18 protein-coding genes are annotated in these 21,842 nt (G+C 55.2%); 12 read left to right on the plus strand and 6 right to left on the minus strand.

The features are described 5' to 3' along the window. Positions 1-31: 31 nt before the first annotated feature. A complete protein-coding gene (ybbP, locus tag AAIG39_RS01700) occupies positions 32-2,446 on the minus strand; it encodes a putative ABC transporter permease subunit YbbP (protein WP_249572627.1) in 2,415 nt (804 codons plus the stop codon). After that, on the minus strand, positions 2,443-3,129 hold the full coding sequence (gene ybbA, locus AAIG39_RS01705; RefSeq protein WP_249572628.1) for a putative ABC transporter ATP-binding protein YbbA: 687 nt from the start codon (positions 3,127-3,129) through the stop codon (positions 2,443-2,445). Before ybbA ends, ybbP begins: the two co-directional genes overlap by 4 nt. Here ybbA and tesA point away from each other — a divergent pair. The 7 genes from tesA to AAIG39_RS01740 all read left to right on the plus strand — a co-directional run bounded on the left by tesA (position 3,097) and on the right by AAIG39_RS01740 (position 9,743). Beyond that, a complete protein-coding gene (gene tesA / locus AAIG39_RS01710) occupies positions 3,097-3,723 on the plus strand; it encodes a multifunctional acyl-CoA thioesterase I/protease I/lysophospholipase L1 (protein WP_139223019.1) in 627 nt (208 codons plus the stop codon). The two genes, ybbA and tesA, sit on opposite strands and share 33 nt — an antisense overlap. A 28-nt stretch (positions 3,724-3,751) precedes the next feature. After that, the gene (locus AAIG39_RS01715; RefSeq protein ID WP_343193062.1) at positions 3,752-4,522 is read left to right on the plus strand and encodes an SDR family oxidoreductase; all 771 of its coding nucleotides are present in this window, start codon (positions 3,752-3,754) and stop codon (positions 4,520-4,522) included. 58 nt (positions 4,523-4,580) lie between these two features. Next, the gene (locus AAIG39_RS01720) at positions 4,581-5,435 is read left to right on the plus strand and encodes a co-chaperone YbbN (RefSeq protein ID WP_343193063.1); all 855 of its coding nucleotides are present in this window, start codon (positions 4,581-4,583) and stop codon (positions 5,433-5,435) included. An 85-nt stretch (positions 5,436-5,520) separates the two neighbouring features. Continuing rightward, positions 5,521-6,438 carry an SPFH domain-containing protein gene (locus AAIG39_RS01725; protein ID WP_090082469.1) on the plus strand — a complete coding sequence of 306 codons (918 nt, stop codon included), beginning with the start codon at positions 5,521-5,523 and terminating at the stop codon, positions 6,436-6,438. Next, on the plus strand, positions 6,435-6,893 hold the full coding sequence (locus AAIG39_RS01730; protein WP_090082472.1) for an NfeD family protein: 459 nt from the start codon (positions 6,435-6,437) through the stop codon (positions 6,891-6,893). Before AAIG39_RS01725 ends, AAIG39_RS01730 begins: the two co-directional genes overlap by 4 nt. Positions 6,894-6,915: 22 nt before the next feature. Continuing rightward, positions 6,916-9,072, plus strand: coding sequence for a PA5441 family protein (locus AAIG39_RS01735; protein ID WP_343193064.1), 2,157 nt, complete (start codon positions 6,916-6,918; stop codon positions 9,070-9,072). Further along, positions 9,042-9,743, plus strand: a complete 702-nt coding sequence (locus AAIG39_RS01740) for a DUF3142 domain-containing protein (RefSeq protein ID WP_343193065.1) — start codon at positions 9,042-9,044, stop codon at positions 9,741-9,743. Before AAIG39_RS01735 ends, AAIG39_RS01740 begins: the two co-directional genes overlap by 31 nt. Here the strand turns inward: AAIG39_RS01740 and cueR are convergent. Then, on the minus strand, positions 9,733-10,149 hold the full coding sequence (gene cueR / locus AAIG39_RS01745) for a Cu(I)-responsive transcriptional regulator (RefSeq protein WP_090082480.1): 417 nt from the start codon (positions 10,147-10,149) through the stop codon (positions 9,733-9,735). The genes AAIG39_RS01740 and cueR overlap by 11 nt on opposite strands. 108 nt (positions 10,150-10,257) lie before the next feature. Here cueR and copA point away from each other — a divergent pair, with 108 nt between their 5' ends. The 3 genes from copA (at position 10,258) to ybaK (ending at position 14,310) form a co-directional block, all read left to right on the plus strand. Beyond that, positions 10,258-12,759: a copper-exporting P-type ATPase CopA gene (copA, locus tag AAIG39_RS01750; protein ID WP_343193066.1), complete on the plus strand. Its 2,502-nt coding sequence runs from the start codon at positions 10,258-10,260 to the stop codon at positions 12,757-12,759. A gap of 84 nt (positions 12,760-12,843) precedes the next feature. Beyond that, on the plus strand, positions 12,844-13,644 hold the full coding sequence (locus tag AAIG39_RS01755; protein ID WP_343193143.1) for a TraB/GumN family protein: 801 nt from the start codon (positions 12,844-12,846) through the stop codon (positions 13,642-13,644). Positions 13,645-13,830: 186 nt separating this feature from the next. Further along, a complete protein-coding gene (gene ybaK / locus AAIG39_RS01760; RefSeq protein ID WP_090082487.1) occupies positions 13,831-14,310 on the plus strand; it encodes a Cys-tRNA(Pro)/Cys-tRNA(Cys) deacylase YbaK in 480 nt (159 codons plus the stop codon). Between the two features lie 133 nt (positions 14,311-14,443). On the opposite strand, the gene ushA is transcribed toward ybaK, so the two are convergent. Next, a complete protein-coding gene (ushA, locus tag AAIG39_RS01765) occupies positions 14,444-16,096 on the minus strand; it encodes a bifunctional UDP-sugar hydrolase/5'-nucleotidase UshA (RefSeq protein ID WP_343193067.1) in 1,653 nt (550 codons plus the stop codon). A gap of 168 nt (positions 16,097-16,264) precedes the next feature. On the opposite strand from ushA, the gene AAIG39_RS01770 reads away from it, so the two are divergent. Further along, positions 16,265-17,485, plus strand: a complete 1,221-nt coding sequence (locus AAIG39_RS01770) for an MFS transporter (protein ID WP_090082492.1) — start codon at positions 16,265-16,267, stop codon at positions 17,483-17,485. 232 nt (positions 17,486-17,717) lie between these two features. Then, complete coding sequence (gene ybaL, locus AAIG39_RS01775) at positions 17,718-19,394, plus strand: YbaL family putative K(+) efflux transporter (protein WP_090082494.1); 1,677 nt, start codon at positions 17,718-17,720, stop codon at positions 19,392-19,394. Between the two features lie 79 nt (positions 19,395-19,473). Here ybaL and AAIG39_RS01780 read toward each other — a convergent pair whose 3' ends face one another. Together AAIG39_RS01780 and hemH are read right to left on the minus strand one after the other, a co-directional pair. Then, positions 19,474-20,778 (minus strand): inosine/guanosine kinase, encoded by a 1,305-nt coding sequence (locus AAIG39_RS01780; RefSeq protein WP_343193068.1) that lies wholly within the window; start codon positions 20,776-20,778, stop codon positions 19,474-19,476. Positions 20,779-20,840: 62 nt separating this feature from the next. Beyond that, positions 20,841-21,803, minus strand: a complete 963-nt coding sequence (gene hemH / locus AAIG39_RS01785) for a ferrochelatase (protein ID WP_090082497.1) — start codon at positions 21,801-21,803, stop codon at positions 20,841-20,843. Positions 21,804-21,842 lie beyond the last annotated feature (39 nt).

The following is a 21,842-nucleotide window of genomic DNA, read 5'->3' on the forward strand; positions in this document are numbered from 1 at the left end:
TTAACCGACGTGTAATCAAAATGACATCTTTTTACTGGTCGAACTGGCGGAACAATGCTTTCCCTTTAAGTAAACGCGTACCCAGCCAGCCACCGCATGCGGACAGCAAGATAGCACCGCACAGAGGTAACGTGACCCACAGCCGCCAGTCCGGCTCCCAGGGGAAGTCAAAGACTTTCGTTTGCAGCACCGCCAGCGCCGTTTCAGCACCGATCGCCGCCACAAGTCCGGAGACGAGCCCGAGCAGTGCAAACTCACACCACAGCGTGGTGCGCAACAACCGCTTGCCAGCGCCGAGCGTGCGATACACCACCAGTTCCTGATGACGCAGACGCATCCCCACCTGCACCTGAGCCAGCAACAGCAGCACGCCGCAGAGCGTAACCAGAACGACCATCACTTCCAGCGCCCGGCTCACCTGCTCCAGCACCTGGCCAACCTGTTTCAGGATCGCGCCAATATCCAGCAGGCTGATAGTGGGAAACTCGCGGTTAAGCTGGGCCAACATACCGTTGCCATTCTGCCAGCGGAAACTGGTCAGCCAGCTTTGCGGCTGCCCCTCCAGCGCACCTTGCGGGAAGATAAAGAAAAAATTGGGGCGCAGGCTTTCCCAGTCCACTTTACGCAGGCTGGTTACTTTAGCGGTGAAATCCTGGGTATCGCCCATAAAAGTCACGCTGTCGCCGGGTTTAAGCCCGAGGCGCTTTGCCAGCCCTTCTTCGACTGAGACCTCACCGGCTCCGGGCGGCCAGGTGCCCGCGGTAATCGGGTTGTGGTTTGCCTCATCCCTCTGCCATGTCAGGTTCAGTTCGCGGTTCAGTGCCTCATCCGGATTGCCTTCCGTGCTCTGGCCGTTAATCTGCGTCAGCCGGGCACGTACAATAGGCCAGAATGCCTGTGGCACAACATGATGCTCAGAGAGAAACGCTTTCACCGGTTCTACCTGCTCCGGAGCAATATTGATGAGGAAATAGTTCGGGCTTTCCGGAGGAAGCTGTTGCTGCCACCGGTCGAGCAGATCGCCACGCAGCACCAGCAACATCGCCAGCAACATGAAGGAGAGCGAGAAAGCCGATAACTGACTGAGCGTTGACCATGGCTGGCGCAACAGGCGATTGACCGCCAGACGCAGTGGCAATGTTTTGAGGGTAAGCTTTTTCATCACCCGCAGCAGCAGCCAGCCAACAACACCGCAGATCAAGGCCAGCACCACCGCCCCGGCCAGCACTGACCATAGCAGCATACTGGCCCCCATCAGCCAGGCCAGCAACAAGACGGACACGATGCTGATAACAGGAATATAAAATCTCAGCGGCCAGATATCGGCGACAGCATCACGGCGTAACACACGCAAAGGCTGCGTTGCCAGTAATAAACGCCAGGGCCGTAACCCCACCAGCAGGGAAATCACCAGCATGGCGCCAATCGACCAGAGCCACGGCCAGCCGCTGGCAGCAGGCAGTGCCGCCGGCAGAACCGGTTTAAGCAATATCAGCAGGATTTTTTCAAACAGCAATCCCATCGCACCACCGGTGACAGAGGCCAGTGCGAGTATCATCAGCCACTGGCCGACGATCAGTTTGCGCAGTTGCGCTCTGCCCGCCCCCAGCGTTTTGAGGATCGCCACCAGGTCGTAGCGACTGCGGCAATAGTGTCCCATCGCAACAGCCACCGCCGCCACCGACAGCAGCAGCGTTAATAACGCCGATAGCAGTAAGAACTGCTGGGAACGCTGTAATGACTTACCGAGCGCCCCGTCATCCTGCTCAAGGCCATACCAGCGGTTTTCCGGCTTAAGCTGCGGCAATAACCATTTTTCGTATGCGTCCAGTTGTGCGGGCGTTCCGGCAAATTTTACCCGCCAGGTGACACGGCTTCCCGGCTGTACTGCTCCGGTTTTCGCCACATCCGCCGTGTTCATTAATAATCGTGGCGCCATTTCGAACGGGTTAAAGCCGGAATCCGGCTCCTGTACCACCTCCCCGGCGATACGCAATGTGGCGTCCCCCACATCAATCGAATCGCCGGTTTTGAGGTTTAACAGCGCCATCAGCCTTGGGGCCAGCAGCACCGTTCCGGGCTGCGGTTTGACTGCAGGCGGCGAGGTTTGCAGGTCGCCATATAGCGGATAACTGTCATCTACCGCTTTCACGTTTGCCAGTTGTGGTGTGTCACCGGCGAAGGTCATAGTGGCAAAAGAGAGTTGCTCACTAACTTTAAGCCCCTCTTTTCGCGCCTCTTCCAGCCAGGCCTGCGGGATTTCACGTGAGCTGCGTAGCGCCCTGTCGCCCGCCATAAACTCACGGCTCTGCTGGCTTAACCCTTTTTCCATCCGGTCGCTGATCTTGCCCAGCGCCAGCACACAGGCCACGGCCAGACTTAGCGCCAGCCAGACAATCAGCAGCGAAGGAGAGCGCCATTCGCGCCAGAACCAGCGGGCGATCATGCTTCCTCCCGCAGTTCGCCGTTCACCAGGCGTAAGCGTCTGTCGCAACGCGCTGCAAGTTGCGGATCGTGCGTGACCAGAATCAGCGTGGTGCCATATTGCTGATTCATCGAGAAGAGCAAATCGGCAATCTTATCGCCAGTCTGCCTGTCAAGGTTGCCGGTGGGCTCGTCGGCAAACAGTAGCGCCGGGCGGCCATTAAACGCACGGGCCAGCGCCACACGCTGTTGCTCGCCGCCGGAAAGCTGCGCCGGAAGGTGATCGAGACGTTTGCCCAGCCCTAACTCCTCCAGCAGCCCTTTGGCGCTGGCACGACTCTGCGCGCTGTTCTCGCCACGCAGTAACGCCGGAAGCTCGACGTTTTCCAGCGCATTCAGCGTCGGGATGAGCATAAAAGATTGAAAAACAAAACCAACATGTTCTGCCCGTAGCTTTGCCCGCGCCTCTTCGTCCATCGCGTGAAGCGGCTGACCCAGCAGGTTTACTTCACCACTACTGCCATCATCAAGCCCGGCAAGAATCGCCAGCAATGTCGACTTACCTGAACCGGATTCACCAATCAGGGCAATGGTCTGCGCCCGTTTGACAACAAGCTCAACTCCGGTGAGGATGGAAAGTTCCTGCTCCCCCTGACCGACGGACTTCTTAAGATGATGAACTTCAACAATGTTTTCCGCTGGCATTTGGCCTTCCTGTTTCTGCTTCTGTTTAGCCTGCGTGCCGCCGCGGCGGACACGTTACTGGTTCTGGGAGACAGCCTGAGCGCGGGCTATCGCATGGCGGCCAATACCGCCTGGCCTGCGTTGCTCAACGAGAAGTGGCAACAAAAACCGCCTGTCATCAACGCCAGTATTAGTGGCGATACCTCGCAACAGGGGCTGGCACGCTTACCTGCGTTGCTCAAAGAACATCAGCCTCGCTGGGTACTGGTGGAGCTGGGAGGTAACGATGGTCTGCGCGGCTTTGCGCCCCAACAAACAGAACAAACGCTGCGCACTATTTTGCAGACGGTAAAAGCCGCAAACGCCAGGCCCTTGCTGATGCAAATACGGCTGCCCGCCAACTATGGACGCCGTTATACTGAGTCATTCAGCGCCATTTACCCTAAGCTCGCCAAAGAGTTTGATATTCCTCTGTTGCCATTTTTTATGGAAGAGGTCTATCTCAAACCCCAGTGGATGCAGGATGACGGGATTCACCCGAACCGTGACGCTCAGCCTTTTATTGCCGACTGGATGGCGACCCGGTTGGCTCCTTTAGTTAATCACGACTCCTGATTTATCAGGGACGCTTTCAGGTAAAGTTATGCAAAAAACGATCTTAATAACAGGATGTTCCAGCGGTATTGGTCTGGAAAGCGCCCATGAACTTAAGCGTCAGGGCTTTCGCGTTCTGGCTGCCTGCCGAAAAAGCGACGATGTCGCGCGCATGAATCAGGCTGGCTTTACCGGCATATTGCTGGATCTCGACGTCCCCGAAAGCGTAGAACGCGCCGCTGACGAGGTCATTGCCCTGACGGAAAACCGTTTGTATGGCATTTTTAATAATGCGGGCTTTGGCCTGTATGGGCCACTGTCCACCATCAGCCGCGAGCAGATGGAACAGCAGTTTTCCGCCAATTTTTTTGGCGCACATCAGCTTACCATGCGCCTGCTGCGCGCCATGATCCCGCACGGCGAAGGCCGCATTGTGATGACCTCCTCGGTAATGGGGCTGATTTCAACCCCTGGTCGTGGCGCTTATGCAGCCAGTAAGTACGCCCTGGAAGCCTGGTCCGATGCGCTGCGTATGGAACTGCGTCACAGCGGCATCAAGGTCAGTCTGATTGAGCCGGGTCCTATCCGCACCCGTTTTACCGAGAACGTCAACCAGACACAAAGTGACAAACCGGTTGAAAATCCCGGTATCGCCGCACGTTTTACCCTCGGCCCGGAGGCGGTAGTTGCCAAAGTGCGCCATGCTTTTGAAAGCCCGACCCCCAAACTGCGCTATCCGGTCACGGTCGTCACCTGGGTGGTAAGCCTGTTGAAACGCATACTGCCGGGACGAGCAATGGATAAAATTTTACACGGGTGAGTTGAAGGCACGGCGCCTGTCCCCATGTATGAATAAACACTTAAACAGAGAATGACTCATGTCTGTACAGAACATCGTCAACATTAACGAAGCAAATCTTCACCCGACGCTTGAACAGTCAATGACCACGCCGGTGCTGTTCTATTTCTGGTCAGAGCGTAGCCAACATTGCCAGCAGTTGACCCCGGTGCTGGAAAGCCTGGCGGCGCAGTATAACGGGCAGTTTATTCTGGCGAAGGTGGACTGCGATGCTGAGCAGATGCTTGCGTCGCAGTTTGGTTTACGCGCGATCCCAACGGTTTACCTCTTCCAGAACGGCCAGCCGGTCGATGGTTTCCAGGGACCTCAGCCGGAAGAGGCCATCCGCGCTCTGCTGGATAAAGTCCTGCCGCGTGAAGAAGAGTTAAAAGCGCAGCAGGCAATGCAGCTGATGGAAGAAGGTAAACATGCCGAAGCGTTGCCACTGTTGAAAGAAGCCTGGCAGTTATCGAAGCAGAACAGTGAAATCGGCCTGCTGCTGGCAGAAACACAAATTGCGCTCAACCGCTCTGATGATGCCGAAGCCGTACTCAAGACCATTCCACTACAGGAACAGGACACCCGCTATCAAGGGCTGGTGGCACAAATCGAGCTGCTGAAAAAAGCCGCCGATACCCCGGAAATTCAGCTTCTTTTGGCGCAGGTCGAGAAAAACCCGGCGGATGCCCAACTGGCAACGCAGCTGGCGCTGCAACTGCATCAGGTTGGTCGCAATGAGGAGGCGCTGGAACTGCTGTTCGGCCACCTGCGTAAAGATTTAGGCGCAGCGGACGGCGAGGCGCGCAAAATGTTGCAGGAAATTCTTGCCGCTCTGGGTACCGGCGATGCGCTGGCTTCTAAATACCGTCGCCAGCTCTATTCCCTGCTGTACTAGTCCCGCCCGCTAAATTTGGGGGTCGCGCTGTTAAGATCCCCAAATTTGGTTAGAATGACATCAAATTAAACAGGAGGTTTATTTGATGCTCATCGTCATCCCCGTTCTTATCTTCGTCGCGCTGGTCATTGTAGGCGCGGGTGTCAAAATCGTTCCGCAAGGATATCAGTGGACGGTAGAACGCTTCGGTCGTTATACCCGCTCGCTCCAGCCGGGTCTGAGCCTGGTCGTACCGTTTATGGATCGTATTGGTCGTAAGATCAATATGATGGAACAAGTTCTCGATATCCCTTCCCAGGAAGTCATTTCCAAAGATAACGCCAACGTCACCATCGATGCGGTGTGCTTTATTCAGGTTATCGACGCCCCGAAAGCCGCCTATGAGGTGAGTAATCTGGAACTGGCGATCATTAACCTCACCATGACCAACATTCGTACCGTGCTCGGCTCAATGGAGCTCGACGAAATGCTCTCTCAGCGAGACAGCATCAACACTCGCCTGCTGCATATTGTGGACGAAGCCACCAATCCGTGGGGCATTAAGGTCACCCGTATCGAAATTCGCGATGTTCGCCCACCGGCAGAGCTGGTCTCCTCCATGAACGCCCAGATGAAAGCCGAACGTACCAAACGCGCTTACATCCTGGAAGCCGAAGGGATTCGCCAGGCAGAAATTGTCAAAGCGGAAGGTGAAAAGCAGGCAAAAATCCTCAAAGCCGAAGGTGAACGCCAGTCGGCATTCCTTGAAGCTGAGGCTCGTGAACGTTCGGCGGAAGCGGAAGCGCGCGCGACCAAAATGGTCTCAGAGGCGATTGCTGCGGGTGATGTGCAGGCGATTAATTACTTTGTGGCACAAAAATACACCGAAGCGCTGCAACAAATTGGCTCGGCTAATAACAGTAAAGTAGTGATGATGCCGCTGGATGCCAGCAGCCTGATGGGCTCAATTGCCGGGATCGCAGAACTGGTAAAAGAGAGTACCAGTGAACGGAAAAAACCATGATAGCCCTGCTCTTTGAACATGCCTATATCTTCTGGTTAACTCTTGGCGGCCTGCTTCTGGCGGCTGAGATGCTCGGCGGCAACGGCTATTTGCTGTGGAGCGGCGTGGCGGCGGTAGTCACCGGCCTGCTGGTCTGGCTGGTTCCGTTCGGCTGGGAATTACAGGGGGTGATCTTCGCGGTACTTACGCTTATCGCCGCCTGGCTGTGGTGGTTGTGGCTTTCAAGACGGGTACGCGAGCAGAAACCGGCGGATGCATCGCTTAATCAACGTGGGCAGCAACTGGTTGGTCGTCGTTTTATCCTGGATAATGCGCTGGTCAATGGGCGCGGCCATATGCGGGTGGGAGATAGCTCCTGGCCGGTGAGTGCCGGGTCAGATTTACCGGCAGGAAGTAAAGTGGAAGTGATTGCCGTCGAAGGCATTACGCTGCACATCAAAGCTACAGTCGAATAATCGTCATAATACGCAAGGAACGATGGTGAAAAAAAGCCACCTCACGCTGGGCCTGTGCCTCTCATTTGCCGCCAGCAGCGCTGCGCTGGCGTCTATGGATATGGATTCTTGTGCCTGGGCAAGCCCGGGCTGTTTTCTGGTCAGCCCGCCGGTTCTTGGCGTGGCAAACGACACCCGCGACAACCTGCTGCGACTGCTGGATGAGCAAAAAGGCTTTTCATCCCTGCGCCAGCCTGTCCCGACGGATATCACCCGCAGCCGGGATTTCTATTTCGGCATGCATATGCTGGATTACGATCCCCCGGTGGATGACGACACGGATACGGCATCCGGCACGGACCCTCTTAGTCAGCAAATCGCCACCCTGGGCCTTGATGCCGAGGCCATCGCGCATCTGACGGCGCTACAGGACGAAAACGAAAACCGCTTTGTGTCGCTCAACAGCGATACCCTGTCAGATTTTTTTGCCGCATTGCTGGCTGATACAACACTCACTCCCGAACAACGCCAGACGCTGGCGAAAACGCGCCTGCTTGTCGATGGCAGCAGCAATGCCCAGGATGCGCTCAACAAGCTCACCGTACCGGATGGCTCCGCCGCCGCGTTCCGAGACTATTTACAGGCCGCCAATCAGTTTTATGCCGGGAATTACGCCGCCGCCGGACAAGGGTTTACCGCCCTTAGCACGAACCCGCAGCCGTGGATCGCTGAAACCGCCAGCTACATGCTGATGCGTAATGCGCTCAACGCCAGCAGTGAGAATGCCAACGGCGAATACGGTGATTTCGACGTCACCAAAGTGGATAAAACCCAGGCGCAACAGGCGCGGGACAGCGCGCAGAACTACCTCAAAAAATGGCCGCAGGGCAAATACACCGACTCGACGCAGGGGTTGCTGCGCCGTATCAACTGGTATTTGCAGGACTGGAACACCCTGGCAACGCTCTATGAACAGATCCTGCCGCAGGCTGCCGACAGCGATGCGCTGAGCGCCCTGATTAACGAAAGCGACAACAAGCTGCTCAGTAAGGACCTCACCTGGGGAGACGGCTATTTTCTGAGTGCGCCCGATGCATCGCTGCTGACTTTTATCCAGACGCTAAGGCTAATGCGCGATAACCATTGCGAGAATCACGAGCATTGTGTCGATCAGGCGTATCTCGACGGCCTCAAAGCCGATTTCGAGAAAAACAAACGTGCAGACCTGTGGAATTATTTGCGCCTGATGCTGGCTTACAACAAACAAGATTACGCTACGGTGGTAAAAGACATCACCCCGGCACAGAGCCTGCCCGAGCATAATATCCTCGCGTTTAGCGAACAGGCGCTGTATGGCGATGCGCTGATGGGCCAGAAGCAATGGGCTGCTGCACGCGATCACTGGCTGCATCTGCTGGATCTCAGCAAAGATGCAGAACAGCAACAACTGATCCAGGCAAAACTGGCAGCCACGCTGGTCAACAGCGATGCGCTGGATAAGATTTTCGCCCCGGACAGCCGGATAACGAATCTGCGCTACCGCTCACTGGTGCTGAAAACCAAAGCCTCGCCTGAACTGTTACGTCAGCAGGCGAGTAAGGGGCCAAATAATGAAGAACGCACTATTGCCCTGCATACCTTGCTTACGCAGGATCTGGCGCAAGGCCGCTATGCTGACTGGTTGCAGGATAAATCGCTGCTCACGGCCATCACCGCCGCCATTCCCGGTGAAGCATTTGATGATGTGGATGTCAGCGTCTTTAAATGGACAGGTACAGACCCGGAAAAAACCTATGTTTGCGCATCCCTGGACGAGACCGTTGGTGTACTGAGTAAAAATCCGCAGGATGGACACGCCCTCAACTGCCTGGGTGAATTTTTCCGCACCACACAAACCGAAGTCAGCCTGGCGAAAGACCGTGGCGGCAACGATGCGCTTGATATCGCCACTCGTCAGGACGATTTTTCCGGGAAACCACACCGTCTGGCATGGTACCAGCAGGTCATTAATGATGCGAAAACAGAACCGGAAGATAAAAGCTATGCCCTTTACCGCGCGGTGATGTGCTATTCGCCATCAGGCTACAATGATTGCGGTGGCGAAGATGTTGATAAAGCCGTGCGTAAAGCCTGGTTCCAGCAACTCAAGCGCGATTATCCGGGAAGCGTATGGGCGAAAAGCCTCAAGTATTACTGGTAATCGCCTTCATCAGTTCCTTGTTTATGTCTGTGGCGAATGCCGCAGACGGGCAAGATTTTTGGTTATGGTCGGGTGTTAAAACCGGTGACGCGCTGCGTGACGCCCGCACCGTCTATCTGCACCAGGGCGATGTTATTACCCTTTCAGGTACTGCCGTATTTGAACGTAAGGGATTACCGGTTAGCCGCCTGACGTTTCCCAGTATCTGGCTGACGGTGCGCCTGACGACACTCGATGTTTCTGATGAGATGCTGGCACGCCTGAACCGTCTGTTGCTGCGCTGGCAGGCCGCCGGTAATAACGTGGCGGGCCTGCAGATTGATTTTGATGCCGCTACGCACCGCCTTGAACATTACGCGCAGTTTCTGCATCGGTTACGGGAAATCCTCTCGCCGCAGTTCGCTCTGGGCGTCACGGGCCTGCTGGACTGGGCGAAAACCGGTAGTGTGAAAACGCTCAACGCCCTTCCGGTGGATGAACTGGTGGTACAAAGTTATCAGGGCCGCAATACCGTAGAGGATTACACTGCTTACCTTCCGGCGCTGGCCGGATTACGCATTCCGTTTAAAGTAGGACGCGTGCAAAACGGCGTCTGGGATCCGCATGAGGAACAGCGCCTTGCCGCCTCGCCATGGTATCGCGGCACGGTGATCTTTATGCTTAACCCTTAGCGTGTGCCCGGTGATGGCAGCAGCCGGAGAGATTATCAATAATCGGGCAGTCGGCGCTGTCATCGCCAGGGCAGGCTTCCGCCAGCGACATAAGCTGCTTACGCATCGCTTCCAGCTCGACGATATGGCGCTCGATTTCGGCCACTTTTTGCAGTGTACGGGCTTTGACATCTGCGCTGTGGCGGGCCGGATCGTTAAACAGATTCACCAGTTCGCCACACTCTTCGAGGTTAAATCCCACCTGCCGCGCCTGGCGTAGCAGCGTCAATTCATTGATGTGTTGCTGCGTGTAGCTGCGGTAGCCGTTTTCCCCCCGCAGCGGCGGCGTCACCAGCCCTTTATCTTCATAAAAGCGAATCGCTTTGCTGGTTAATCCGGTCTTTTTCGCCACAATACTGATATTCACATTTCCCCCTTGACCTTCCCCTTGATGGAAGGTTTAACCTGTTACACAGTCAGTACACGTGATTAATCAGGTCAATGTTTATACGACCTATCATACAGGAAATTAATTATGTCTCACATTACAGAGCTGGAGCTGGACGGGCTGTCCTGCGGTCACTGCGTTAAACGCGTTAAAGAGAGCCTGGAACAACGTGCTGACGTTGAGCAGGCAGAAGTCACCCTCACCCATGCACAAATTACCGGCAGCGCCGATACCGCTGCGCTCATCGATACCATTAAACAAGCCGGGTACGGTGCGAGCGTTAGCCACCCAAAGGCTAAACCGCTGGCAGAGTCATCTACCCCGTCGGAAGCGCTGACAGCGGCCACCCCTGAGCTTCCGGCAACGGATGACCTTGATGACAGTCAGCAGCTGTTAATCAATGGCATGAGTTGCGCCAGCTGTGTCTCCCGCGTACAGAAAGCCTTGCAGGCGGTTCCGGGGGTCACACAGGCACGGGTCAATCTGGCGGAGCGTACTGCGCTGGTGATGGGCAGCGCCTCCGCTCGTGATTTAGTCAGCGCCGTCGAAGGTGCAGGTTACGGCGCAGAAGCCATTGAAGACGACATTAAACGCCGCGAGCGCCAGCAGGAAACGGCTATTGCCACCATGAAACGTTTTCGCTGGCAGGCCATTGTCGCCTTGCTGGTCGGCGTGCCGGTAATGGTCTGGGGGATGATGGGTGACAACATGATGGTCACCGATGCCAACCGTTCCCTGTGGCTGTTTATTGGCCTGTTGACGCTGGGCGTAATGATTGTCGCAGGCGGCCATTTTTATCGTAGCGCGTGGAAAAGCCTGACCAATGGCACGGCCACCATGGATACCCTGGTGGCGCTCGGTACCGGTGCTGCCTGGCTTTACTCAATGAGCGTCAACATCTGGCCACAGTGGTTCCCGATGGAAGCACGCCATCTCTATTACGAAGCCAGTGCGATGATCATCGGTCTGATTAACCTCGGCCATATGCTGGAAGCGCGGGCGCGCCAGCGATCCTCGAAAGCGCTGGAGAAATTACTCGATCTGACGCCTCCCACCGCCCGTGTGGTGACCGACGAGGGCGAGAAAATCCTGCCACTCGCCGAGGTTCACCCGGGCATGACGCTGCGCTTAACCACCGGCGATCGGGTGCCAGTCGATGGAGAAATCAGCCAGGGAGATGCATGGTTTGATGAAGCCATGCTCACGGGCGAACCGATTCCCCAGGAAAAAAGCACTGGCGATGCCGTGCACGCCGGAACGGTGGTACAGGACGGAAGCGTACTGTTTACCGCCAGCGCGGTGGGCAGCCAGACAACGCTGTCGCGTATTATTCGCATGGTGCGTCAGGCACAAAGCAGTAAACCGGAAATCGGCCAACTGGCGGATAAAATTTCGGCGGTGTTTGTTCCCGTCGTGGTGGCGATTGCCCTGCTGAGCGGCGCTATCTGGTATTTCTTCGGTCCGGCGCCGCAAATCGTCTATACGCTGGTGATCACCACCACGGTTCTGATTATCGCCTGCCCCTGTGCATTAGGGCTGGCAACGCCGATGTCGATTATCTCGGGCGTAGGTCGCGCGGCGGAATTTGGCGTACTGGTGCGTGATGCCGACGCACTGCAACGGGCAAGCTCCCTCGACACGCTGGTGTTTGATAAAACCGGCACCCTGACCCGCGGTAAACCGCAGGTGGTGGCCATCAAAACGGCGAATGGCTTTACCGAACATCAGGCGCTGCGCTTTGCCGCCGCGCTGGAACAAGGCTCCAGCCACCCGCTGGCGCATGCCATCCTCGAAAAAGCGGGCGATGAAGGGCTGCCGACCGTGCAGAACTTCCGCACGTTGCGCGGTCTTGGCGTGAGCGGCGAAGCAGAAGGCTGCAACTTACTGCTTGGCAATCAGGCGCTGCTGTCACAACAGCAGGTCACTGTACGCGAACTGGAAGACGAGATGGCATCACAGGCCGCACAAGGGGCGACCCCCGTTCTTCTGGCGGTTGATGGAAAAGTTGCCGCGCTGCTCGCCATTCGCGATCCGCTGCGGGAAGATAGCGTCAGCGCTCTTCAGCGCCTGCATCGTGCCGGGTATCGTCTGGTGATGCTGACCGGGGATAACCCCACAACGGCTAAAGCCATTGCAAAAGAAGCCGGGATTGATGAGGTGATTGCCGGGGTTTTACCGGATGGTAAAGCTGACGCTATTGCCAGATTACAGCGTGAAGGTCGCCGGGTGGCGATGATCGGTGATGGTATTAACGATGCCCCGGCGCTCGCCCGGGCGGATGTGGGTATCGCCATGGGCGGCGGGAGTGATGTCGCGATTGAAACCGCCGCCATCACCCTGATGCGCCACAGCCTGACGGGCGTTGCGGACGCGCTGGCTATCTCGAAGGCGACACTGCGCAACATGAAGCAAAACTTGCTAGGCGCGTTTGTCTATAACTCACTTGGCATTCCCATTGCAGCCGGGATCTTATGGCCTCTGACGGGCACTCTGCTTAACCCGGTTGTGGCGGGTGCCGCCATGGCGCTCTCTTCTATTACCGTGGTGAGCAATGCAAACCGCCTGCTGCGCTTTACGCCAAAAGAGTAACCGCTGCCGCCCCGCCATCCGGCGGGGCAATTGCACCTTTCTCCCCTACGCGCTAGCATGACGTTTTCATTTCAGGAAGCGCGTATGGGCCTGTTTGACTGGTTAAAAAGCTTTTTTCGCACGCGCCGTTATCCGTGGCCCGCTGTAGATATCACCTTGTCGGGCAATCGTCATCTGCATCTGGTTGGCAGCATCCATATGGGTACCCAGGGAATGTCTCCCCTGCCCGCCCAACTGCTGCAAAAACTGCGCAAAGCCGATGCGCTGATTGTCGAAGCCGATGTCGCCAGCGGCGGTTCACCCTTTGTCGATATTCCCGATAGTCCGCCCCTGTCAGAACGTCTTAGCCCTGCGCTACTCACCCAGTTGAGAGAGACTATCGAAGGCCTTGATCTGTCGCAGGATGAATTCGAGACGCGCCCCGCCTGGCATATCGCACTGGTGTTACAGGCCATGCAGGCACAGCGGCTGGGCCTTCGCCCCGACTACGGCATCGATTATCAGTTGCTGCAGGCGGCGCGTCAGTTTTCAACGCCGGTGATTGAACTGGAAGGTACGGAAAATCAGGTCGCTATTTTGCGTCAGCTGGCGGATGGCGGTCTTGAACTGTTACAGGACACGCTGACCCACTGGCGTGAAAATGCGCGTCTGCTGCAGGTCATGATGAGCTGGTGGCTGGAATCACCGCCTGCCAGCGAGCCGCTGTCGCTCCCATCAACGTTCAGTCAGTCGCTGCATGATGTGCTGATGCATCAGCGTAATCGCGCCTGGTGTGAACGGCTGCTGGCGTTGCCACCGGGGCGTTATGTGGTCGCCGCAGGCGCACTGCATTTGTACGGTGAAGGGAATTTGCCGTCGCTGTTAGCGCAAAAAAATGGCCAATAAGATTATTGGCCCGTCAAAGAGGAATTTCAGTTTTTATAGTTATACCGAAGCTCGTGCTTCGGACTAGCGGATTGTCGCTCAAACTTTTCTTCACTGCCAATACTATTGCGCAAGATAGTACTATTTTTGCGTGATAAAACGGGCGTAAGCTGGGGGCGTGAAATTACTGTGGTTTGAAGGATTGCTATGACTCCCGCCGTTAAGTTATTAGAAAAAAACAAGGTTCCTTTCCAGATACATACCTATGACCACGATCCGAACGAGACAAACTTTGGAGACGAGGTGGTGCGAAAACTCGGCCTGAACGCCGATCAGGTGTACAAAACATTGCTGGTCGCGGTTAATGGCGATATGAAGCATTTGGCCGTTGCGGTGACGCCGGTTGCCGGGCAACTGGATCTGAAAAAGGTCGCTAAGGCACTGGGCGCGAAGAAAGTGGATATGGCCGACCCGATGGTGGCACAACGCACAACCGGTTATCTGGTGGGCGGTATCAGCCCACTGGGGCAAAAGAAACGTTTGCCGACACTGATTGACGCCCCTTCACAGACATTCGCCACTATTTTTGTCTCCGGTGGCAAACGCGGGCTGGATATTGAACTGGCGGCGAGCGATCTGGCAAAAATGCTGGACGCGAAATTTGCCGATATCGCCCGCCGGGATTAACAGCTTCGGTGCAGACGGGGCATTACTGTCGAAAGCAGTTTGAATACGGGCAGCGCGCAGGAACCAGAGCGTACACAGAGTACGTGGGGGTTCCGGGCACTGCCTGGCTCAAATGACAAACAAAATAGCCCTGTTATTGCCAGCTCACCTCACCTTTCGGCTCGTAAGCCCCCGCATCCAGCGGCGAATTCTGCTCGATAAATTGCTTGAGCACTTCGGCATCAATAAAGCCGGTATTAACATAACCCGGTTTATTATCAATGCGCGGATAGCCATCGCCGCCGGTGGCGTTAAAACTTAACGTTGCCAGACGGTAGGTTTTACCCGGGTCAATGGGCTCACCTTTAATTTTCAGGTCGCTGAGTACACCGTTCTTCGCCACAAACCCGACATTGGCAAACTGCGGATAAGCCCCTGAATCCGGTTTCATTTTCGCTACCGCAGTGAGATAGTCCGTCAACTCTTTACCACTCATATCCGCATAGACCAGGGTGTTGCCAAATGGCTGAACTTTCAGCACATCTTTGTAGGTAATATCACCCTCTTCAATGGAATCACGCACACCGCCGCCGCTCATCACCGCCAGATCGGCATTGGTGCGCGCCATCTGCCCGGCCAGAATCAGACGCGCCAGGTTAGTCTGTACAAAGCGGACTTTACTGCGGTCGCCTTCGAGGTGACCGTTGGTATTGCCGATTTTGACTTCCAGCTGCGCTTTACCTTTATTCTGGAAAGGCGTCAGCAGGGAGAGCATTTGCTGGTTTTCCTGGATTTCCGGGGTATAGAGTACGCGCTCACTCTTGCCGTTATCGTAAGTGATCTTCTTCTTGAGGTTCACCGGAATCAGTTGATAACGCACCAGCTTCATTTCACCATTGCGAAACTCAAAATCTGCACGCCCTACGTACTTGCCCCATTCATGAGCCTGGACAATCCAGATACCATTCTGCCGATCCGGCGCACAGGGCGTACCCGGAACGTAATTCACCTGTTTTTTATTCTCCGACGCCATGCACACCGGGTCTTGTGAGTGACCACCCACAATCATCGCCAGCGATCCGGCCGGGAGGCTTCGCGCCATCTCCACATCGCCCGGCGCATTGGAACCATGCTCACCATTGTCATAGTGCCCCATGTGGGTAGTGGCAAGGATGATGTCCGGCTTCTGGGTTTGCTGCAGTTCTTCAATCACCAGCTTTGCTTCGTCGGCCGGTTTGCGGAACTCGATATCGGTGAAATACTCGGGATTACCGATTTTTGCCGTGTCATCGGTGGTTAAACCAATCACGGCGATTTTCAGCCCTTGTCTGTCAAAAATCATCCACGGTTTAAACAGACGCTCGCCGGTGCTTTTCTGGTAAATATTGGCGGAAAGGAACGGGAATTTTGCCCACTTTTCCTGCTGGCGCAGCACGCTCATGGGATTGTCAAATTCGTGATTCCCCACGGCCATGGCGTCATAGCCAATCAGGTTCATGCCACGAAAGTCAGGCTCCGCGTCCTGCAGGTCAGATTCCGGCACGCCGGTATTGATATCACCGCCGGAAAGCAGGAGGACGCTGCCGCCTTCGGCCGCCACCTCTTTGCGAATACCGTCCACCAGCGTTTTCTGTGCCGATAAGCCATATTCACCGTAGTCGTTGCGCCAGAAGTGACCATGATGATCGTTGGTATGAAGGATGGTTATCTTATACGTTTTGTCCTGCTCATAGGCCTGAGCCGAACCACTTGCCAGAGTAAAGGCGGCCAGCAGCGCCAGCACCATGCTCTTTTTTAACAATTTCATGCTTCTCTCCCTGATTCATTAACAAACGCAAAAGTACTGTGCCCGGAAAGAATAGACAAATAAGTTTTCAGAATTGCGACTTCCTTCAAACCTTATCCGCAGGTATGTTAGCCAGATAACTATTTCAGTTCTGACAATTCTTTCATCGCTAAACCTGACAGAGTATTTATGGCAATCAGTGAAACTCCGCAGCCACTGTCCCCATCTTCCGGGGCAGTTCCTAAGGCTCGCACCGCCTTTGGCATACTTGGTGCGATTAGCGTTTCCCATCTGCTTAACGATATGATCCAGTCGCTGATTCTGGCGATTTACCCTTTACTGCAAAATGAGTTTTCTCTCTCCTTTTTACAGATTGGGATGATAACCCTGACCTTCCAGCTGTCGTCATCACTGCTACAGCCGATTGTCGGATACTGGACGGATAAGCATCCGATGCCCTGGTCACTTCCCATCGGCATGTGCTTTACCCTCAGCGGTCTGGTATTGCTGGCGCTGTCGGGAAGCTTTGAAACGGTGCTGATTGCCGCCGCGCTTGTCGGTACGGGGTCGTCGGTGTTTCATCCTGAATCCTCTCGCGTGGCGCGTATGGCCTCGGGCGGCCGTCACGGGCTGGCGCAGTCTATCTTTCAGGTAGGCGGGAATTTCGGTAGCTCACTGGGCCCTCTGCTGGCGGCTATTATCATAGCCCCTTACGGCAAAGGTAATGTTGCCTGGTTCGTGCTCGCGGCGCTCCTGGCTATCGTGGTACTGGCGCAGGTCAGCCGCTGGTATGCCGCGCAGCACCGGGTAAACAAGGGGAAATCATCAGCGACGGTAATCAACCCCCTGCCGCGCAGTAAAGTAATTCTGGCGGTTTGCATCCTGTTAGTGCTGATTTTCTCAAAATATTTCTATATGGCAAGCATCAGTAGCTATTTCACCTTTTATCTGATGCATAAGTTCGATTTATCCATCCAGAATGCGCAAATTCACCTCTTTATTTTCCTGTTCGCCGTCGCGGCCGGCACGGTGATTGGCGGGCCTGTCGGCGATAAGATCGGGCGAAAATATGTAATTTGGGGCTCTATCCTCGGTGTTGCGCCCTTTACCCTGCTTTTACCCTACGCAACCCTGTTCTGGACGGGTGTATTGACGGTGATCATTGGCTTTGTGCTGGCATCTGCGTTTTCTGCCATTCTGGTGTACGCTCAGGAGCTGCTTCCAGGGCGTATCGGTATGGTTTCCGGGCTGTTTTTCGGTTTTGCCTTTGGCATGGGTGGACTTGGAGCGGCTGTGCTTGGGGTTGTTGCCGACCATACCAGTATTGATCTGGTCTATAAAATCTGTGCTTACCTGCCCTTACTTGGGATATTGACCATATTCCTGCCCGATAATCGCCATAAAGCGTGATTTCTCTGGGGCCAAAGTCTGGCTTTGGCCCCTTTCTTCTCAGATATCTATGCATCTACAGCGGGATCTCTGCTTTCTATGGCCGGGTTACCCTTTATTTTCGCCCAACGTGCCATTTTCCTCAGAATTCAACAATTATTCATAAACACAATGCTTAAAATTGTCATAAACTGTAACCTGGGTTTTGGTTAATAAACCAAAATGGATCCACGCATTAACGAAAGGAGACGGAATGCATCACGCCACACCGCTTATCACCACCATTGTCGGCGGGCTTGTTCTCGCTTTTATCCTCGGCATGCTTGCCAATAAACTTCGAATTTCTCCTCTGGTGGGTTATCTGTTAGCGGGTGTGCTGGCCGGACCTTTTACACCCGGTTTCGTCGCCGATACTAAGCTGGCACCGGAACTGGCAGAACTTGGCGTGATCCTGCTGATGTTTGGCGTGGGGCTGCATTTCTCTTTAAAGGACCTGATGGCGGTAAAGTCCATCGCCATTCCCGGAGCGATAGCGCAAATCGCCGTCGCCACGCTCCTGGGTATGGCGCTCTCCGCAACATTAGGCTGGTCGCTCATGACTGGCATTGTGTTTGGGCTGTGTCTCTCTACCGCCAGTACCGTGGTGCTGCTGCGCGCGCTTGAGGAGCGGCAACTCATTGATAGCCAGCGCGGGCAAATCGCCATCGGCTGGCTGATTGTCGAGGATCTGGTAATGGTCCTGACGCTGGTCCTGCTGCCCGCCGTTGCCGGGATGGTGGAAAAAGGCGACGTGGGGCTGGCGACGCTGGCTGTCGATATGGGAATAACCATCGGCAAAGTGGTCGCCTTTATCGCTATCATGATGCTGGTGGGCCGCCGTCTGGTACCCTGGATTATGGCGCGAAGCGCGGCAACGGGATCTCGCGAACTCTTTACTCTTTCGGTTCTGGCACTGGCTCTCGGTATCGCTTTCGGCGCGGTCGAACTCTTTGATGTCTCCTTCGCGCTGGGTGCTTTCTTCGCCGGGATGGTATTGAACGAGTCAGAACTGAGCCACCGCGCCGCGCACGATACCCTGCCGCTGCGCGATGCCTTTGCGGTGCTCTTCTTTGTTTCCGTCGGCATGCTGTTTGACCCCATGGTGCTGTTTAATCAACCCCTGGCGGTGCTGGCCACGCTGGCAATTATCATTTTCGGTAAATCGGTTGCCGCTTTTTTCCTTGTTCGCCTGTTCGGTCACTCGCCGCGTACCGCTCTGACAATCGCCGCCAGTCTGGCACAAATCGGTGAGTTTGCTTTTATCCTCGCCGGACTGGGCATGGCGCTGGATTTACTGCCGCAGGCAGGGCAAAACCTGGTGCTGGCTGGGGCAATCCTCTCCATTATGCTGAACCCGGTGCTGTTCACATTGCTGGAAAAATACCTCGATAAAACCGAAACGCTGGAAGAGCAAACCCTGGAAGAGGCTATCGAGGAAGAGAAGCAGATCCCGGTGGACATCTGCAATCACGCGCTGCTGGTTGGCTTTGGTCGTGTCGGCAGCCTGTTAGGCGAGAAGCTAATGGCCCAGGGGATTCCGCTGGTGGTTATTGAGACATCGCGCACCCGCGTGGATGAACTGCGCGAGCGTGGTATTCGTGCCGTGTTGGGAAATGCGGCCAACGAGGAGATCATGAATCTCGCGCATCTGGATTGCGCCCGCTGGTTGCTGCTGACGATTCCGAACGGCTATGAAGCGGGTGAAATTGTCGCAACGGCGCGCGAGAAATGTCCCAGCATTGAGATTATCGCCCGCGCCCATTATGACGACGAAGTGGAATATATTATCGAACGAGGGGCAAACCAGGTGGTGATGGGTGAGCGGGAGATTGCGAACACCATGCTGACATTGCTTGAGAAGCCGCCAGTGGTTGAGTCGGTGACTGGCTAAAGGTATCACACACCTCTGAACCGTTGCCCGGATAAGCGCCAGCGCTATCCGGGAAACTACGGAAAAGTGTTGGGCTGAACTACCGTGACCAGTACGACTCTTCCAGACTGTCCTCACGCTCCGGCAGCCCACGGGACAAACGCGGCGCATGCTGGTTCAATACCTGATAGCTCACACGGTTGGCATATTTGCAGACCTGCGCCAGCGACGAGTAAGTCAGCCAGGTAAACTGGTGCTTACTGGAGTTTGGCACATTGATACGGTGGTAATTGTTGGCGGTGATATCATGCAACAATGCCGCCAGCGCGCCATCTCCCGCCCCGTTGGTATTCATGATTTTTTCCGGGCCGCCCATGTACGGGGCGATATGCGAATAAATGCGCAGCGGCTGCCGGCAATCTTTATGGCGCATCGCACGGCTGAATTCGTACTGATTAAATTCGGCGATAGCGCCTGGCAATAAAGGATGCTGTGTCTTGCGTTTCGCTTCATCTTCGGTAAATCCGGCCATATACAGCCCCACCGGACCTGCGGTGCACAGCACCAGATCAACCCAGTCCAGCGCCTTATCCGAGGCCAGCAGTGGATCGCTTTCGCCGGTCAACGCCTGCGCCTCTTCTTCATTCATTGCCAGAATAGAGACGTGCTCTTTCAGGAAGTGTTGCCACCACTGCGGGTTATCAGCAATTACATATTTCGTGCCGAGCGTCAGTACCACCGGCACGTTGTGCTTTTTGGCGTAAGCCACGGCCTGCATGGTGGCTTCCGGCATCGGTTCACCCGGATTGCAACGTACCAGATAAGAGGTCAGCACCAGGGCGGAGGCTCCGGCGATGACCGATTCAGGAATACTTTCCGGGCGTAGTTGATTCATATGGCCAGGGCTAATGGCGAACGTGCGCTCACCCGACTCGCTGATCAGCGTAAAGCAGCGGCCAATTGCGCCTTCTACGCCTTGCAGATAGTTCAGGTCGGTACGGCTTGAAGTATTGCACAGGTAACGATAGGCATAGCTGCCAATCTCAATATTGCTGCACATCACGCCCAGTAATACCGAGCGGTCATCTGCCAGTACCGAGTAGTTGTGCATGGTATTGCCGATGGTGCCGCCCGCAAACTGGTGGGTTATAAGGTTTTCGCGCACCAGCTCCTGATAAAGCGCCTCGGCCACATCGTCTGCAATTACCAGCGAATGACCCGCGCTCAGACCGTAACGGGCGATAAACGCATCATCCACTTTCGCTTCGATATCCACCAGCGTCTGGTCAATACCAACAACCCAGGAGGCACTTGCTTCATTCTCTGGCTGAATTTGCTGCAATAACGGATCGCGAGCGTTAACGGGAAAATAGTGTTTGGATTTACGTTTACCGGGAAATTTCATGGTCATTGTTACGGGTGAGGATTGGGCGGAGAATGGTAGCACATTCCCCGCCCGGCAAGCGATTAGCGATATTTCTCCGTCAGACTAACCATCATCTCGATATGATCCGGGGAATCATTAAGCGCTGGAATATATTCATATTTCTCGCCCCCCGCTTCGAGGAAAAACTCCCGGTTTTGTACGGCGATCTCTTCAAGTGTCTCAAGGCAATCAGCGGCAAACCCAGGAGACATCACCTGAATATGTTTTATCCCCTTCTCACCAAGCATTTTCATGGTCTCATCGGTGTAGGGCGTCAGCCAGGGCTCCCGGCCAAAACGAGACTGGAATGTCATCATCACTTTCTCTGGCGGCAGCTCCAGCGCTGAAACCAGCTCACGCGTGGTATCCCGACAACGCTGTGGGTAATCGTCACCTTCATCCGCATAGCGTTGCGGAATGCCGTGGTAAGAGAGTAGCAGTAAATCAGGTTCGCCATGGCGAGCAAACGAAGCACGGACGCTATTTGCCAGCGCGTTGATATAAGCAGGGTCATCCGCATAGTCGCGAATAAACGAGATGCCAGGAATATCACGTTTAGGTGCAAGAATACGCGCAAGTTCGTCCCATACCGCCGCCACCGTTGAACAGGAGTATTGCGGATAGAGTGGCAGCACGACGATATGTTCAACACCTTGTGACTGTAGCTCCTCCACCGCGCTCGCCAGCGATGGAGAACCATAGCTCATGCCCAGCGCAACGGGAACATCAGGAAGACGCGCAGCCAGCGCAGCTTGCTGTCTACGGCTGTAGACCATCAGCGGCGAGCCCTCTTCCATCCACACTGACTGATAGAGCTTTGCGACGCGCGGAGAGCGAACAGGCAGAATGACGCCGCGCAGCAACGGCCACCAAAGTAAACGAGAGGTATCGACGACGCGCTGGTCGCTTAAAAATTGCCGCAAATAGCGCTTAACGGCCTGGGGAGTGGGTGCTTCGGGGGTACCAAGATTGGCCAGCAGAATACCTGCTTTCGTCTGACTCATTCGCGCCTCTTAACCATTGAACTGGTTAATGATTGTAAC

Origin of the sequence: Phytobacter palmae, assembly GCF_039409775.1 — a bacterium.
Taxonomy (GTDB): Bacteria; Pseudomonadota; Gammaproteobacteria; order Enterobacterales; family Enterobacteriaceae; genus Phytobacter; species Phytobacter palmae.

Bases quoted from the DNA above. Each gene is read 5' to 3' on its own strand.
- AAIG39_RS01740 (WP_343193065.1), top strand. From the start codon at position 9,042: ATGGGCGAAAAGCCTCAAGTATTACTGGTAATCGCCTTCATCAGTTCC.
- ybbP (WP_249572627.1), bottom strand. From the start codon at position 2,446: ATGATCGCCCGCTGGTTCTGGCGCGAATGGCGCTCTCCTTCGCTGCTG.
- AAIG39_RS01755 (WP_343193143.1), top strand. From the start codon at position 12,844: ATGGGCCTGTTTGACTGGTTAAAAAGCTTTTTTCGCACGCGCCGTTAT.
- ybbA (WP_249572628.1), bottom strand. From the start codon at position 3,129: ATGCCAGCGGAAAACATTGTTGAAGTTCATCATCTTAAGAAGTCCGTC.
- AAIG39_RS01780 (WP_343193068.1), bottom strand. From the start codon at position 20,778: ATGAAATTTCCCGGTAAACGTAAATCCAAACACTATTTTCCCGTTAAC.
- ushA (WP_343193067.1), bottom strand. From the start codon at position 16,096: ATGAAATTGTTAAAAAAGAGCATGGTGCTGGCGCTGCTGGCCGCCTTT.
- AAIG39_RS01720 (WP_343193063.1), top strand. From the start codon at position 4,581: ATGTCTGTACAGAACATCGTCAACATTAACGAAGCAAATCTTCACCCG.
- AAIG39_RS01730 (WP_090082472.1), top strand. From the start codon at position 6,435: ATGATAGCCCTGCTCTTTGAACATGCCTATATCTTCTGGTTAACTCTT.
- AAIG39_RS01725 (WP_090082469.1), top strand. From the start codon at position 5,521: ATGCTCATCGTCATCCCCGTTCTTATCTTCGTCGCGCTGGTCATTGTA.
- AAIG39_RS01715 (WP_343193062.1), top strand. From the start codon at position 3,752: ATGCAAAAAACGATCTTAATAACAGGATGTTCCAGCGGTATTGGTCTG.
- AAIG39_RS01770 (WP_090082492.1), top strand. From the start codon at position 16,265: ATGGCAATCAGTGAAACTCCGCAGCCACTGTCCCCATCTTCCGGGGCA.
- copA (WP_343193066.1), top strand. From the start codon at position 10,258: ATGTCTCACATTACAGAGCTGGAGCTGGACGGGCTGTCCTGCGGTCAC.
- AAIG39_RS01735 (WP_343193064.1), top strand. From the start codon at position 6,916: ATGGTGAAAAAAAGCCACCTCACGCTGGGCCTGTGCCTCTCATTTGCC.
- ybaL (WP_090082494.1), top strand. From the start codon at position 17,718: ATGCATCACGCCACACCGCTTATCACCACCATTGTCGGCGGGCTTGTT.
- tesA (WP_139223019.1), top strand. From the start codon at position 3,097: ATGATGAACTTCAACAATGTTTTCCGCTGGCATTTGGCCTTCCTGTTT.
- ybaK (WP_090082487.1), top strand. From the start codon at position 13,831: ATGACTCCCGCCGTTAAGTTATTAGAAAAAAACAAGGTTCCTTTCCAG.
- hemH (WP_090082497.1), bottom strand. From the start codon at position 21,803: ATGAGTCAGACGAAAGCAGGTATTCTGCTGGCCAATCTTGGTACCCCC.